The sequence below is a fragment of the Micromonospora sp. CA-248089 genome (assembly GCF_050948515.1).
Classification (GTDB): Bacteria; Actinomycetota; Actinomycetes; order Mycobacteriales; family Micromonosporaceae; genus Micromonospora.
In genome coordinates this window covers 4,762,604-4,775,891 of the sequence record NZ_CP192016.1, presented here as the reverse complement: position 1 = coordinate 4,775,891, position 13,288 = coordinate 4,762,604, and the positions used below count along the sequence as shown (strand labels likewise).

General features: G+C 76.2%; 10 protein-coding genes and 1 pseudogene. 5 read left to right on the top strand and 6 right to left on the bottom strand.

Annotation, left to right across the window (positions count from 1 at the left end; translation table 11 throughout):
* Positions 1-2: 2 nt before the first annotated feature.
* The 4 genes and pseudogenes from ACQP26_RS22290 to ACQP26_RS22275 form a co-directional block, all read right to left on the bottom strand.
* A complete protein-coding gene (locus ACQP26_RS22290) occupies positions 3-1,292 on the bottom strand; it encodes a DUF2314 domain-containing protein (RefSeq protein ID WP_433493894.1) in 1,290 nt (429 codons plus the stop codon).
* A 63-nt stretch (positions 1,293-1,355) separates the two neighbouring features.
* Positions 1,356-2,128: pseudogene (gene cobS / locus ACQP26_RS22285) on the bottom strand (adenosylcobinamide-GDP ribazoletransferase).
* Entirely contained in the window at positions 2,118-4,034 is a 1,917-nt protein-coding gene (locus tag ACQP26_RS22280) for a bifunctional adenosylcobinamide kinase/adenosylcobinamide-phosphate guanylyltransferase (protein WP_433493893.1), read from the bottom strand. The pseudogene cobS and the gene ACQP26_RS22280 overlap by 11 nt, the downstream one beginning before the upstream one ends.
* A 48-nt stretch (positions 4,035-4,082) precedes the next feature.
* Positions 4,083-4,292 (bottom strand): hypothetical protein, encoded by a 210-nt coding sequence (locus ACQP26_RS22275; RefSeq protein WP_030500114.1) that lies wholly within the window; start codon positions 4,290-4,292, stop codon positions 4,083-4,085.
* Between the two features lie 176 nt (positions 4,293-4,468).
* Here ACQP26_RS22275 and ACQP26_RS22270 point away from each other — a divergent pair, with 176 nt between their 5' ends.
* Together ACQP26_RS22270 and ACQP26_RS22265 are read left to right on the top strand one after the other, a co-directional pair.
* Entirely contained in the window at positions 4,469-4,669 is a 201-nt protein-coding gene (locus ACQP26_RS22270; RefSeq protein WP_269704808.1) for a hypothetical protein, read from the top strand.
* On the top strand, positions 4,666-5,460 hold the full coding sequence (locus ACQP26_RS22265; RefSeq protein WP_071098270.1) for a site-2 protease family protein: 795 nt from the start codon (positions 4,666-4,668) through the stop codon (positions 5,458-5,460). Before ACQP26_RS22270 ends, ACQP26_RS22265 begins: the two co-directional genes overlap by 4 nt.
* A 51-nt stretch (positions 5,461-5,511) precedes the next feature.
* Here ACQP26_RS22265 and ACQP26_RS22260 read toward each other — a convergent pair whose 3' ends face one another.
* The gene (locus ACQP26_RS22260; RefSeq protein WP_281577141.1) at positions 5,512-6,510 is read right to left on the bottom strand and encodes an aldo/keto reductase family protein; all 999 of its coding nucleotides are present in this window, start codon (positions 6,508-6,510) and stop codon (positions 5,512-5,514) included.
* 70 nt (positions 6,511-6,580) lie between these two features.
* A complete protein-coding gene (locus ACQP26_RS22255) occupies positions 6,581-8,500 on the bottom strand; it encodes a WG repeat-containing protein (RefSeq protein ID WP_433493892.1) in 1,920 nt (639 codons plus the stop codon).
* 19 nt (positions 8,501-8,519) lie between these two features.
* On the opposite strand from ACQP26_RS22255, the gene ACQP26_RS22250 reads away from it, so the two are divergent.
* The 3 genes from ACQP26_RS22250 to ACQP26_RS22240 all read left to right on the top strand — a co-directional run bounded on the left by ACQP26_RS22250 (position 8,520) and on the right by ACQP26_RS22240 (position 13,288).
* A complete protein-coding gene (locus tag ACQP26_RS22250) occupies positions 8,520-9,206 on the top strand; it encodes a hypothetical protein (protein ID WP_433493891.1) in 687 nt (228 codons plus the stop codon).
* An 888-nt stretch (positions 9,207-10,094) separates the two neighbouring features.
* Positions 10,095-10,370: a hypothetical protein gene (locus ACQP26_RS22245; RefSeq protein WP_433493890.1), complete on the top strand. Its 276-nt coding sequence runs from the start codon at positions 10,095-10,097 to the stop codon at positions 10,368-10,370.
* A gap of 2,066 nt (positions 10,371-12,436) precedes the next feature.
* A complete protein-coding gene (locus ACQP26_RS22240) occupies positions 12,437-13,288 on the top strand; it encodes an ABC transporter permease (RefSeq protein WP_269704811.1) in 852 nt (283 codons plus the stop codon).

Here is a 13,288-nt window from a genome sequence, read left to right as displayed (position 1 = left end):
GGTCAGTCCTCGCCGCGCTCCCCGGCGTCGAGGACGGCCTGTGTCCAGCCGCCCTCCAGCACGCCGGTGCCGTCCAGCACGGCCCAGTCGACGACGTCTGTCGCCTCCACCACCACGGGGGAGCCGATCCGCACGCTCGGGTCGGTGTTGGCGTCGCTGGCGCTGGCGCCGACGATCCGTTCCGGGGTGTCCCACGAGGTCACCCCGGCCCAGACGTACTCGGGGCCGTCGTCGCCGGGCAGGCCGTACTTGACCACGAGCTGGCTCTCCTCGGGCAGTCGCCCGGCCAGGAAGCGGGCCCGGATGTCGCCGAGCGCCTCCCGGGCGGTCTCCACCGCCCGGCTCATCGCGTCACCGGTGCGGGTGTAGCGCACGTCCGGCTGGATGCCGTTGAACAGCGTCGCGCAGGCGGCGGCGAAGTAGCGGCCGGGCGGACCCGGGTGCCCCGGCGGCGGGTTGAGGCTCAGGAACGAGTCGGCGTCCGGGTCGGTGGCCGGGTCCAGCTCCAGCCGCAGCAGCACCGGCGCGGTGACGCCGTGCTGCTCCGGATTGCCGTACGCGACGGCGATGTCGTGCCCGGTCACCGTGGCCAGCACGGGAAGCTGCACGAACGCCGGCACCTCCTCGCCGGACAGCCCGTCGGTCCAGTCCCGCAGCAGCCGCCGGGCCGCGCCGGTCATCACCGCGCCCCACGCCCGGGTCAGGTGGTCCGGTACGCCCTGCGCCTGCAACTCCAGCAGCCCGAACCGGCGCAGCCCCTTCGTGGTGAACCAGAGCCCGTCGGAGTCCGAGGAGTAGGGCACCAGCACCCAGTCGACGAGCCGGATCCGGCCCTGGTCGTCCGGCAGCGAACGCAGCGCCGCGGCCGGGTCGAGGAACTGGAGCCCGAAGACGTCCACCACGTCCCCGTCCACCGTCTCGGCGACCGCCGCGGCCACCGCGCGGGCGGCCCACTCGTGCGCCGGCGGCCAGCCCGGCCGGTACTCGGCCTGCACCACCACCAGGTGGGTGGCGGCGGCCAGCCGGGCCAGCTGCTCCTCGGTCGCGCCGAACGCGGTGAGAAGGTCCGGCGGCAGCTCGGGGAACTCGTCGACGGTACGGGTGTCGACTGTCATCAGCGGGCTGTCGAGCATCTGCCGGGCCAGCCCGTGCACCGGTTCGGCGAGCCGGCCGGCCAGCCCTTCCACGGCCGTCTTCGGGCTCACCTTGGGCAGCCCGGTGATCGGTACCAGGTACGTCGCGTCGAGCGACTCGGGCACCGGTACCGGCAGGAAGTCGTCCGTGATGAGCATGCCGTCCCCCTCGACCGCGCCGGTGCACTCGCCCCGAACGCTACCCGCCCGGACCGGTGGCGCTCAGCCGGTCAGCACCAGTCCCAGGTAGGACAGCGTGGTGACGATCTCCACGAGCGCTCCGAGCACGTCGCCGGTGATGCCGCCGAAGCGGCGTACCAGGTGCCGCAGCAGCCCGGCCGCGACGGCGAGCGCGGCGAGGACGGCGAGCGGCCCCTGCCACGGACGGTCCGGCACCGCGGGCACCGCCGCCAGCGCGACGGCGACCGCGCCGAGCGCCGGCGCCCCCACCCGACCGTGCCGGCGACGAGCGCGCCCAGGCCCTCCGGCCGGGCCGCCGGCACGCCGCGCCGGCAGGCCAGGCCGACGGCGAGCCGCCCGGCCGCGGTGGCCGCGACCACCGCGGCGAACGCGGGGAGGGCGTCCCGGCCGGCCAGCTCCGCGAGCACCGCGCTCTGGAGCAGGAGTACGACCACCAGCGCGACCACCCCGAACGGGCCGACGTCCGGCTGCTTCATGATCTCCAGCGCGGCCGGACCGCGCCGGTACGAGCCCAGCGCGTCGACGGTGTCGGCCAGCCCGTCCAGGTGCAGGCCCCGGGTGAGCAGCGCGCCCAGTCCCACGGTGACCACGGCGGCGACGAACGGTGGCGCGAGCGCGCCGGTGAGCAGCAGCACCCCGCCGAGTACGGCGCCGAGCAGCGCGCCGACCAGCGGCGCGAGCGCCATCGCGGTGCCGGCGGCGGCCCGGTCGACGCGTCCGGCGCGTACCGGGGCGGTGGTGAACGTGGTGAGCGCCAGCCGGATGCCGTCGGCGAGCCGCGCCTCAGTCGGCACGTCGGCCGGGGGAGACCGGCTCGTCGGACCCGATCGTCGTCGGTCCCGGCCCGGCCGGCTCCGGCTCGGCGAAGTCCGGCTCGTCGTCGGTCCGGCCGGCGTCGCTGCCCTCGTCGCCGGTGTCGCGGTCGTCGTCGGGGCCGCCCAGCGACGGGTGCACCGGAAGCGTCGCGGCGAGCGTCAGCGCGGAGCGCAGCAGCGGCAGCGCGGCCAGCGCGGTCGCCCCCTCGCCCAGGTCGAGCCGCAGGTCCACCAGCGGGGTCAGGCCGAGCACGTCGGCGGCGAGCCGTACACCCGGACGGCCGCCGTGGTCGGGCAGCAGGCACCAGTGCCGGGCCTGCCCGGCCAGGTCGCGGCTGACCATGGCGGCGGCGGTGCCGACCGGCCCGTCCAGCAGCACCGGCAGCTTGCGGGCGGTGGCGCCCAGCAGCACGCCGGTGGCCAGCGCGATGTCGCCGCCGCCCAGCTCGGCCAGCACGTCCTTGGCCTCCCGGGCGGAGCGCCGGGTGCGGTGCAGCGCGTCCCGCACCGCCGCGCAGCGGACCATCCAGGCCGCGTCGTCGATCTCGCCCTGCTCGGTGACCACCCGGCCGAGCACCGTCGGCGGTTCCGCGCCGGCGGTGGCCGCGAGCACGGCTGCGGCGGCGGCCTCGGCGCCGGCCCCGCACGCGGCGAGCACCAGCAGCTGTACGCCCGCGTCGGCGGCCTGCTCGGCGAGCCGCCAGCCGTAGCGCAGCGCCGCCTCGACCTCGTCGGCGGGCAGGGCCGGACGCTCCTCCATCGGCGCCGAGACGGGCGCCTCGACGATCTGCAGGCCGGCGCGGTTCTCGGCGGCGAGCCGGGCCAGCGCGCCCCGGCCGGCGCGAGCCTGCCGGGCGCGTCGGGCCGACTCACCGGCCGGTGCGCCCGCCGAAGCGCCGCCCTCGTGGTCGCCCTGGATCAGCAGGACGCGCACCGAGTCCCACGGACGCGGCGTCGAGGTGCCCTGGGTGGCGGCGGCGAAGCCGACCACCTGTTCCAGCACGCCGAGACCGGCGCCGGGGATGTCGAGGGTGGCGAGCCGGTCGACCGCCTGCGGCCCGGTGTAGTCGTCGGGCATCGGCAGTTCCATGCCCGGCTGGATCACCAGCCCGGTGGCGATCATCGGCAGCGCCATGGTGGGTGCGGCCCAGTCGCCCGTACCGGGCTCGTCGGACGTGGCCGGGGCGGGCACCGGGGCGGCGGCCGGGGTGAGCACCTCGGGCAGCGTCACGTCCCCGGCGCCGAGGTCGGCCGGCGCGGTCCGGGGTGCCGCGGCGCGGCCGGGCTCGGCCTCGGGCGACGTGGCGGCGGGCGGCACGGCGTGCGCGGGGGCCGGAGCGGCCGGCTTGAGCCACGCGGCCTGGCCGGCGACCACCAGCGCGACCGCGTCGCAGGCGTCGGCGACCGCGCGGTTGGCGGCGCCGAGCGCGTCGGTGAACGCCCGGCCGAGCGGCGTGGTGGGCACCAGCGACAGGCCCACCTCGGGGCTGACCAGCACCAGGCGGGCGGTGCTGGAGCGCACCGCCGCGGCCAACTCGGCGATCGTGGCGGTGTCGTCGGCCGGCTGGTGGGCCGGGTCGAGCAGCACCGTCACCCAGCCGCCCAGGTCGTCCACGAGCAGCGTCTCGTTCGGCCCGGCGGCGGCGATCACCTCGACCAGCCGGCCCGGGTTCGCGGCCGTCTCCTCGGTGGTCCAGCTCCCCGGCCGGCGGGCGCGGTGCGTCGCGAGGCGGATCGCCCACTCGGTGTCCTCGGGACCCCCGGCCGGGGCGGTCGCCACGTACCGGACCGTGGGCGCGTCGGCGACCAGTGACTCGGCGAACTCGGACTTGCCGGAGCGGATACCGCCGAGCACCAGAAGGGTGTGCCACCCGTCAACGGACATGCCCCGTACCTTAGATGCCGCCGCCCGGGCAGGGCAGTCAGAGGTGGCTCATCGCGGTCGGCGCTCGGGGGCCTCGAAGCGATAGTCGTTGGGATTCACGTCAACCGGCTTCGGATCCTCCTGCCAGGCTCCCTCGCCGGGGCGGGCGAGGAGCGCGTCGAGCAGCTCCTCCCGGTCCATCTCGTGGGCCGCCTCGATGCCGCCGCGTACCGCCATCGCCCGCACCTCCTCGGTGTCCATCTCCCGCAACGGCCGCATGGTGTCCTCCCTCGCTGACGACGTCCGGCGTGGATACCCCCGTTGGTGACGGCCGAACCTTGCGGGCACCCGCGCGTCGGCCCGCGCCGGTCGAGGGGTGAAGCGTCGTGGGCGGGCGACTAGGCTTGCGGAGGTTTGGCGTCCTGCGGGACGACGGCGGCGAGGGGAGACGCAGCATGGCGTGGAGCTGGCGGTACGAGGGCACGAACGGCGACGTGGTGGACGGACCCGTCGAATCGTTCACGAGCCAGGCGGACGCCGAGTCGTGGATCGGCCAGACCTGGCGGGAGCTCGCGGCATCCGGCGTCACCACAGTCGTGCTGGTCGAGGACGACCGGGTGGACTACCGGATGAGCCTGCAACCCCCGGCCGAATGACCGGCTACGACCGCCCGGGCGAGCCGCTGATCCTCGGCGTGCCCCGGGCGGCGTTCCGGCCGAGCCCGATCTTCCTGGCCCTGGTCGCGCTGTTCGTCGCGTCCGGGGTGATGACCTGGAACCGGTACGGCAACGTCGGCTTCGACGTGTTCCTCTTCGTCGTGTCCGGCTGGCTGGTCTCGCTGTGCCTGCACGAGTACGCGCACGCCGTGGTCGCGTACCGCTCCGGTGACCGGGACATCGCGCACCGGGGCTACCTCACGCTCAACCCCCTGAAATACACCAGCCCGCTGCTGTCGATCGTGCTGCCGGTGGTCGTGGTGCTGCTCGGCGGCATCGGCCTGCCCGGCGGGGCGGTCTGGGTGGACCGGCACGCCATCCCCGGCCGGCTGCGGCACACGCTCGTCAGCCTGGCCGGGCCGGCCACCAACGTGCTGTTCACGCTGGTGCTGGTGGCGGCGGTGGCGTGGGGGCCGGAACTGGGCGGGCCGCTGGAGTTCTGGGCCGGCGTCGGGCTGCTCGCGTTCCTCCAGCTCACCGCCAGCGTGCTCAACCTGCTGCCGGTGCCGGGCCTGGACGGCGGCAACATGCTCCAGCCCTGGCTCAGCCCCGCCTACCGGCGGATGTACGACCTGTTCGCCCCGTACGGATTCATCCTGCTCTTCGCGCTGCTGTGGAGCCCGCAGATCAACCGGGCGTTCTTCGGCGCGGTCTTCGCCGTCGGCGACGCGCTCGGCCTGCCGCGCGAGCTGTACCAGATCGGCTACGCCCTGATCCGCTTCTGGGAGTAGCCGGCCGGTCGTCCCCGGGCCGGTGCGACCCGGCCCGGGAACGACGCGACGTCACGGGCGCTGAGCCGGGCTCTCGGTCTTCGCCGGGTCCCGCTCGGTGACCGGCTCGACGATCTCGTCGATCGCCTTGAGCAGGTCGGCGTCGAGCTTCACGCCCGCCGCCTTCACGTTGTCGTGCACCTGCTCCGGCCGGGACGCGCCGATGATCGCCGAGGAGACGTTCGGGTTCTGCAGCACCCAGGCGACGGCGAGCTGCGGCATGGTCAGCCCGGCCTGCTCGGCCAGCGGCTTGAGCCGCTGCACCCGGGTCAGCACGTCGTCGGTCATGAACCGGGCGATGAACCCGGCGCCGGACTTCTCGTCCGTGGCGCGGGAGCCCGCGGGCGGCGGCTGGCCCGGCAGGTACTTGCCGGACAGCACGCCCTGGGCCATCGGCGACCAGACGATCTGGCCGATGCCCAGCTCCTCGCTGGTGGGGACCACCTCGGTCTCGATGACGCGCCACAGCATCGAGTACTGCGGCTGGTTCGAGATCAGCGGGATGCGCAGCTCGCGGGCCAGCGCGTGCGCCTCACGCAGCTGGGACGCCTTCCACTCGGAGACGCCGATGTAGTGCGCCTTGCCGGAGCGTACGACGTCGGCGAAGGCCTCCATCGTCTCCTCCAGCGGGGTGCTGTAGTCGTAGCGGTGAGCCTGGTAGAGGTCCACGTGGTCGGTCTGCAGGCGGCGCAGCGAGCCGTCGATCGACTCCATGATGTGCTTGCGGGACAGACCCCTGTCGTTGCGGCCGGGACCGGTCGGCCAGTAGACCTTGGTGAAGATCTCCAGCCCTTCGCGACGCTCGCCCTTGAGCGCGCGGCCGAGCACCGACTCGGCGCGGGTGCCCGCGTACACGTCGGCGGTGTCGAAGGTGGTGATGCCGCTGTCGAGGGCGGCGCGGACGCACGCGACCGCCGCGTCCTCCTCGACCTGCGAGCCGTGGGTGATCCAGTTGCCGTACGAGATCTCGCTGACCATCAGGCCGGAGCGGCCCAGGTGACGGAATTCCATGCTCCCGACCCTAGACCTGCCCGCTCCCGGACGCCGTCCGGCGCTCCCCGGCGCCGGCGTGAGCCGCAGGTCAGAGCACCGGGCTGGCGTCGGCGAGCAGCCTGTCGATCTCGGCGACCACGGCCGCGCGGCCCGGGTGCACCGGGTCGATCAGCGGCTCGCCGCGCCGGTCCAGCGCGCCCCAGCGGCCCGACTCGGTGGCGACCAGGAACGCCACCGGGTGCACCACCACCGTCGGGTACGCCGGCGCCACCACCACCCGGCCGCCCCGGTCCACGACACCCCGGCGGCCGGCCAGCTCGACCACGGCGAGCCCGTCGGCGGTGAACCCGTCGACCTCGCGCCCGTCCGCGAGCGGTGTGCCGAGACGGTGGTAGCGGGTCGGCACCACCACCTCGCCGGTGAGGTCCACCGCACCCCAGCCGCCGTTCTGCCGTACCGCCGCCAGGCCGTTGTGGAACGGCCGCGCCTCCTCGTACCCGGGCGGGATCTTCACGATGTTCATCCGGTCGACGGCCATCCACCGGCCCTTGCCGTCCATCGACACCCAGGACAGCCCGTCCGAGAAGGGCACCACCGAGCGGTAGCCGTTGTTCGCCTCGATCAGCGCCGCGCCGGACGTGTCGATCAGCGCCCACCGGGACGCCTCCGGCCGCCGTACCCAGGCCAGGCCCTCGCGGAACGGCTGCGCCTCGGCGTACCGGTGCGCGATCACCATGTCGCCGTCGGCGTCCGCGTACCCCCAGAGCTGTTGCTCCTCGTCGAACGTCGCCACCGGCGGACGAGGCGTGCCGAGCACCTCCTCCGGTCGGCGCGGCGGGGGACCGAAACCGTCGGCGGCGGCCCGCTGCGCGACCGCGTCCAGCGCGACCTCGACCCGGGCGTTCAGCTGCGCGTCCTCGCCGTGACGCAGGTCCAGCGCGCGCTCGAAGTGCAGGCACGCCTCGGTCAGCCGGCCCTGGTCGTAGCAGCACCGTCCGGCGTGCTCGTGCAGCAGCGCGCGCAGCCGGTCCGGCAGTTCCGACGAGTTCGCCTCGGCGAACATCCGGTCGGCCTCCGCGTGGTCGCCCCGCCACCGCAGCGCCTCCGCGAGGCGCGCGCGGGCCAGCGCGGTCCGCCGGAACTCGCCGGTGGCCTCGGCGTACGTGACCGCCAGCCGCGCGTCCCCGAGCGCGTCGTCCAGGTCACCGAGGATCCGGGACGCCACCGCGCGCAGGCTCAGCAGCCGGGCCCGGCTGCGATTGTCGAGTGTGGTGTCCAGTTTGCCGGTCAGCCCGTCCCGGATCACCCGCAGCTGCGCCGGGTCGGGCGCCTGCTCGCGCAGCGTACGCGGATCCAGTTCCCAGCCGACCGCGGCGAGCGCCTGCTCCGGGTCGACCGGAGGCGGCGGCTCGGCGTCCGCCGCCGGATCCGCGTCGTCGTCGGTTGCGGCTTCGGGGGTACGCCGATCCTGCGCCTCGTCAGCTTGCTCGGTGCCGGCCGGGGCGCCGTCGCCGGTGTGGGCCTGCGCCTCTTGGGCGGGCGTGGCGTCGGCCGCGGTGCCGGTCTGCTCCTCGGTGGATGGGGAGAGCCCGGCGTGGTCGGCGCCGTCGATCGTCGTCGGTTCCCCGGCCGTGTCCTCGGCGCCGGTTTCCGGTGCCGTCTCGTCTGCGGTGTCCGGTGTGGTGTGCGGTGCCGTCGCGTCGACGGTGGTTCCTGGTGTCGCGCCGGTGGTGGTTCCTGGTGTCGCGCCGCTGTGCTGCCGGGCTTCGGTGGTGGTTTCCGGCGTCGCGCCGCTGTCCTGGCGGGCTTCGAGGCAGGCTTCCGATGCCGCGCTGCTGTCCTGGCGGGCTTCGACGGCGACTTCCGGTGTCGTGTCGTCGTCCTGGCGGGCTGCGGCGGCGGTGACATCGTTCGGAGCGCGCTCCGGGCCGGGACCGGGCCGGTCGGGTGCCGTCGCCACCGCGACCTGCGGCTCGGGATCGGCGGCCGGACTGTCGGGTGCGGTCACGGGGGCGCCGGCCTCCGCCGTGGTCCGCTCGACCGTCGGGGTGATCTGCGCGTCCACGGATGCGGCCGACGAGCCGGTGGCCGCTGCGGCAACGGCGGATGCGTCCACGGTCGATGCGTCCACGGCGGACGCGGAGGCGATCGGTGCCGGCGCGGGCGGGGACGGCGCCGGTGTGGGCGATACGTCGACGGGGCTCGCGGGCCTGCCGAAGCTGCCGGGCGAGGCCGTGTTCGGGTCGGTGGCCGGGGCGGTACCGGCCTTCGGCGCGGTCGGCGTGCCGTTCGTGATGCCGTCGTCGTCGGCTTGCCGGACGGCGCCGGTTGACGGGGTGGAGTCGATTGACGGTGTGGAGCCGATTGGCGGGACCGTGCTGGTTGACGGGGTGGAGTCGACTGGCAGGGCGGCGTCGGTGGACGGAGCGGCGGGGAGCGACGAACTGGCGTCACGCGGCGCGACGGCGGGAGGTGTCGTGCTCTCCGGGGACGGTGCGGTGGCGGAGGCGCTCCCGTCCGCCGGACGTGATGCGGCGGCGGGGTGGGGCGTGGCGGGGTCGGCAGTGGACGCCGGTGCCGGACCGGCACCCGGACCGGGCACGGCCAGCACGGAGGCGCCGTCCCCCGGCACCGTGGCATCGATTCCCGGCGCCGTCGTCACGGCGTCCGGCGTCTCCGTTGCCGCTTCCGGCTCGCCGTCGTGGCCCGGCTGAGATCTTGGTACGAAATGGCCCTCAGGGGGGCCGAAATCGTCCAAGATCTCCGGCGGTTCCGGATCTCCTGCGGGCCGGGAGGGCTGGAACCATGCCTCGGCACCGGGGGAGGGCGGCGGTGTCGTCCTCGACGGGCCGCCGTTCTCCGACGGCTCGTCGGCCGGGCCGGGGGATGTGTCGGCTCCGAGGCGGTCCGCGCCCGGTGTGGGCTGCGGGTTGCGGTCGGCGCCGGGACGGGCGATGGCCGTGTCGGACGCGGCTCGGGAGCCCTCGGTATCGGGCCGGTCACCGTCCGAGCGGGACTCGGGCCGGATGCCCGCGTCGACTCTGAGGCTGCCGGTTCCCGTGGCGGGAACGTCGACACCGGCCTCGGGCCGACCGGTGTCCGCGTGCGGCGTGACCGGAGCACCCGTGCGGGGCGTCGTCTCGATGCGCGCGTCAGCACCGTGGACGTCCGTGTCCGGCGCAGGCGGGGTGCTCGCCCGGGACGCCGCCTCAGCGTCGGCCCGGGGACGGTCGGCGTCCGTGCCGGGGACGGGCCGGGTGCCCGTGCCCGCCGTGGGCCGGGCGTCCGCGTCGGCTGTTGGGCGGCCGGGCGTACCCGGCTGCGGCGCGACGACGGGCCGCTGCTCGGGCTGTGCTTCCGACGTGGCGGGGTGGCTCGACGGGCCGACCGGTGGTGGCGCGGCCGGCCGGACCGGGGCGGGGCCGGGATAGGTGGGCGGTGCCGGACGTGCCGGCGCGGCCCGGGGCGGCTGGAACGGCGGCGGACCCTGGCGTTCCTCGACCCGGCCCTGCGCCGGCGCTGGCGACGGCGTCGGGCGAGGGGGCTCCTCGCTTCGCTGCACCGGTCCGCCGACGACCGGAGCCTGTACACCGCCGCTGGATGTGCCGACCACCGGCGCGTCCGACGGCGTCCGGGGCTCGCTGGGCCGCGTCGCCCTGGACTCGTTCGGCGGCGTCGTCCGGGGCTCGTCCGGCCGCGTCGCCTTGGAGTCGTTCGGCGGCGTCGTCCTGGGTTCGGCCCGCGGCGTCGTCCTGGGTTCCGCCGGCGGCGCCACCCTGGGCTCGGCCGGTCGCGTCGCCCTGGGCTCGGCCGGCGGCGTCACCCCGGGTTCGGCCGGCCGCGCTGTCCGGTGCTCGTCCGGGTTGGCAACCGCCTGATCCGGGGCCGCCGGCCGGCGCTCGTCGGGCCGTACCGGCCAGTGCTGCGGCCGGGCCTCGGAACGCGCGGCGGCACCGTCGGGCCGGCGGCGGTCCTGCTCCGGTTGCTCCTGGCCGACCGCTGGGCGGGACGGGGCGGTGGGCGGCCGGATGGCGTGGGCACGTGGGCCTGCGGCATCGGGCTGGGTGCCCGGACCGGCCGGCCTGACGTCGCGGGCGTCCGGGCGTGCGGAGCCGTCCTGCTCGGGGCGGCGTGCCTCGGGGCGCGGGCCGTCGGCGGGCGCGGCCGGGTGCCGGGGCGGCATCGGCCGGTCCGCCGGAGGGCGGTACCGCTCGTCGGGCCGGTGCGCGTCGGGCTCGGGCCGGGGGCGGGGCTCGATGATCGGCCATTCGCCCTGGTGCGGACGGGCCCGGTCGGCAGGCGGACGCTGCCGGCGCGGGTCGGCGCCGGGACGCGGCGGGGCGACGGTGTGTGGGTCGGACGGGCGGGGTCCCTGCGCGCCGTACCGGTCGGGTTCGCTCTGCTGCGCGGGTCGCGCGTTCTCGGGCGCCCGGCGCTGGGTCTCGGAGTACGCGGCGGCCTCGCGGCCCGGCGCACGGTCGTCCCACCGTCCACCGGCCGGCTCGCGCCGGTCCGCCGGGGGACGTGGGCCGGGCTCGCGGCGGCTGTCCCGTCCGGGCTCACGCCGGCCGTCGCGGCCCGGCTCGCCCCAGCCGGTTTCACGCCGGCCGTCGTGGCCCGGCTCGCCCCAGCCGGTTTCACGCCGCCCGTCGTGGCTCGGCTCGCCCCAGCGGGGTTCACGCCGATTCGGCTCGCCCCACCCGGCCGCGGTCCGCTCCGACGGCGGCACGGCGTCGTCGCGCCGGCCGGTGCCGGGACCGCGCCGGTCCCGGCCGGGATCAATCGGTGACGGCTCCGGGAACGCACCGCGGCGGCCGTCGGGCAAGGGCTCGCGACGCCCGGCGGGGGAGTGCTGGTCCCGCCGGGCGTCGGGTGGCGTGCCCCATCGCTCGCCTGCGGCCGCCGGACGGCCGTCGACCGGGGCGCGCCTGCCGTCCTGGCGGTCGGTCCGGTGCGGGGCGGGGTGCGGGGACTCGTTCGGCTCCGGCATCCAGCCCGGCTGCGCGGTCCGGCGCGGTGCGCCGTCGGGGCGTACCCAGCGCTGGTCGAGCCGCTCCGGCGGCGGGCCGGGCCGGCGGCCGTCCGCGCCGGGGCCGTCGGAATGCCCACGCCGGTCGTCCGGCACGGCGGGGCGCTGTCCGGGCCCGGCAGGACCCGTCGGGTACGCCCCGCGTGGGGTTGCCGGGCTGGTCGGGTACGTGCCGTGCGGCCCGGCCGGGCTGACCGGGTACGCGTCCGGGCGACCGGACGGCCTGCCCCGGTGCGCCTCGTGCGGACCCGCCGGGCTGACCGGGTCCGTCCAGCGTGCACCGGCCGGGCTCGTCGGATGCGCGCTCCGTGGACCGGCCGGGCTGACCGGGTATGTGCCGTGCGGCCCGGCGGGGCTGACGGGCTCGCCGCCACGCGGCCCGGCGGGGCTGACCGGGTACGTGCCGTGGGGACCGGCCGGGCTGACCGGTTCGCCGCCACGTGGGGCGGCGGGGCTGACCGGGTACGCGTCGCGTGGGGACGCCGGGCTGACCGGGTAGGCGTCACGCGGGCCCGCCGGACTCACCGGGGGCCGGGAACCCGCGGGGCTCACCGGGTACGTGTCCACGTCGGGCGCGGGGCTGACCGGGCGCACCTCGGCGCGGCCGACCACGGCACGCGGGCGCGGCGTCAGGTTCTCGATGCCGATGTCACCCGGGTAGCGCTGCCCGGGGAACTGCGGCTGCCACTCGTGGGTGGGCTCGGCGGCCCAGGCCGGTTCGGCCGGCTCACGCCAGCTGCCCCAGCCGCTCATCGGCAACCCCTCCCGCCGCTCGCGCGGGACGGCCCCGGGGCCGGCTCGCGTCGCTCGCTCACGGCGGTGTCACCTCATTGGAAATTCTCGCGCTGGGGCGCCGGACGTGCCGGTAGAGTCGCCCGGTCCAGCACGTCGTGGCTGCGGAAGGAGGGTAACGGCGTGGGCTCGGTCACCGCCACTGTGGCACCACCCACCGGCGCACACGTTACCCCATGGTTTCGGACATTCGGCGCGATCGCGGCGGCCGGGTTCCGGCGGCACGCGACCTACCGGCAGGCCGCCGTGGCGGGGTTGTGCACCAACACCGTGTTCGGCTTCCTGCGCTGCTACATCTTCCTCGCGGCGGCGGGCGCGACGGGCGTCGTGGCCGGCTACGACCGGGCACAGCTCGCCACCTTCGTCTGGGCCGGCCAGGGGCTGCTGGCGGTGATCGCCGTCTGGGGCTGGACCGATCTGGCGGACCGGATCCGTACCGGCGAGGTGGCCGCCGACCTGCTGCGGCCGGTGCATCCGGTGACCAGCTACCTCGCCACCGACCTGGGCCGGGCCGGGTTCGCGTCGCTGGTCCGGCTGGTGCCGCCGCTGGTGATCGGCCCGTTCTTCTTCGCGGTGTACGTGCCCCGGCACTGGGCCACGGTGCCGCTGTTCCTGCTCTCCGCGCTGCTCGCGGTGGTGGTCTGCTTCGGCTGCCGCTACCTGGTCAACGCGACCGCGTACTGGCTGCAGGACGTCCGGGGCCCGATGATCCTGTGGACGCTCGGCTCCGGCGTGCTGGCCGGCCTCTACTTCCCGCTGGGCTTCCTGCCCGGCCCGCTGGAGGCGGTCCTGCGGTACGCCACCCCGTTCCCCAGCATCCTCCAGGTGCCGCTGGACGTGCTCGTCGAGCGGGAGCCGATGGCCACCGGCCTCACCCTGGTCGGCGTGCAGGCCGTCTGGGCGGTGCTGCTGCTGGCGCTGTGCCGGCTGGTGCAGAGTCGCGCCGAGCGCCGTCTGGTGGTCCAGGGTGGCTGA

Coding starts and splice junctions, on each gene's coding strand:
- ACQP26_RS22265 (WP_071098270.1), top strand. CDS start 4,666: ATGACCGGCTACGACCGCCCGGGCGAGCCGCTGATCCTCGGCGTGCCC.
- ACQP26_RS22260 (WP_281577141.1), bottom strand. CDS start 6,510: ATGGAATTCCGTCACCTGGGCCGCTCCGGCCTGATGGTCAGCGAGATC.
- ACQP26_RS22290 (WP_433493894.1), bottom strand. CDS start 1,292: ATGCTCATCACGGACGACTTCCTGCCGGTACCGGTGCCCGAGTCGCTC.
- ACQP26_RS22270 (WP_269704808.1), top strand. CDS start 4,469: ATGGCGTGGAGCTGGCGGTACGAGGGCACGAACGGCGACGTGGTGGAC.
- ACQP26_RS22275 (WP_030500114.1), bottom strand. CDS start 4,292: ATGCGGCCGTTGCGGGAGATGGACACCGAGGAGGTGCGGGCGATGGCG.
- ACQP26_RS22280 (WP_433493893.1), bottom strand. CDS start 4,034: ATGTCCGTTGACGGGTGGCACACCCTTCTGGTGCTCGGCGGTATCCGC.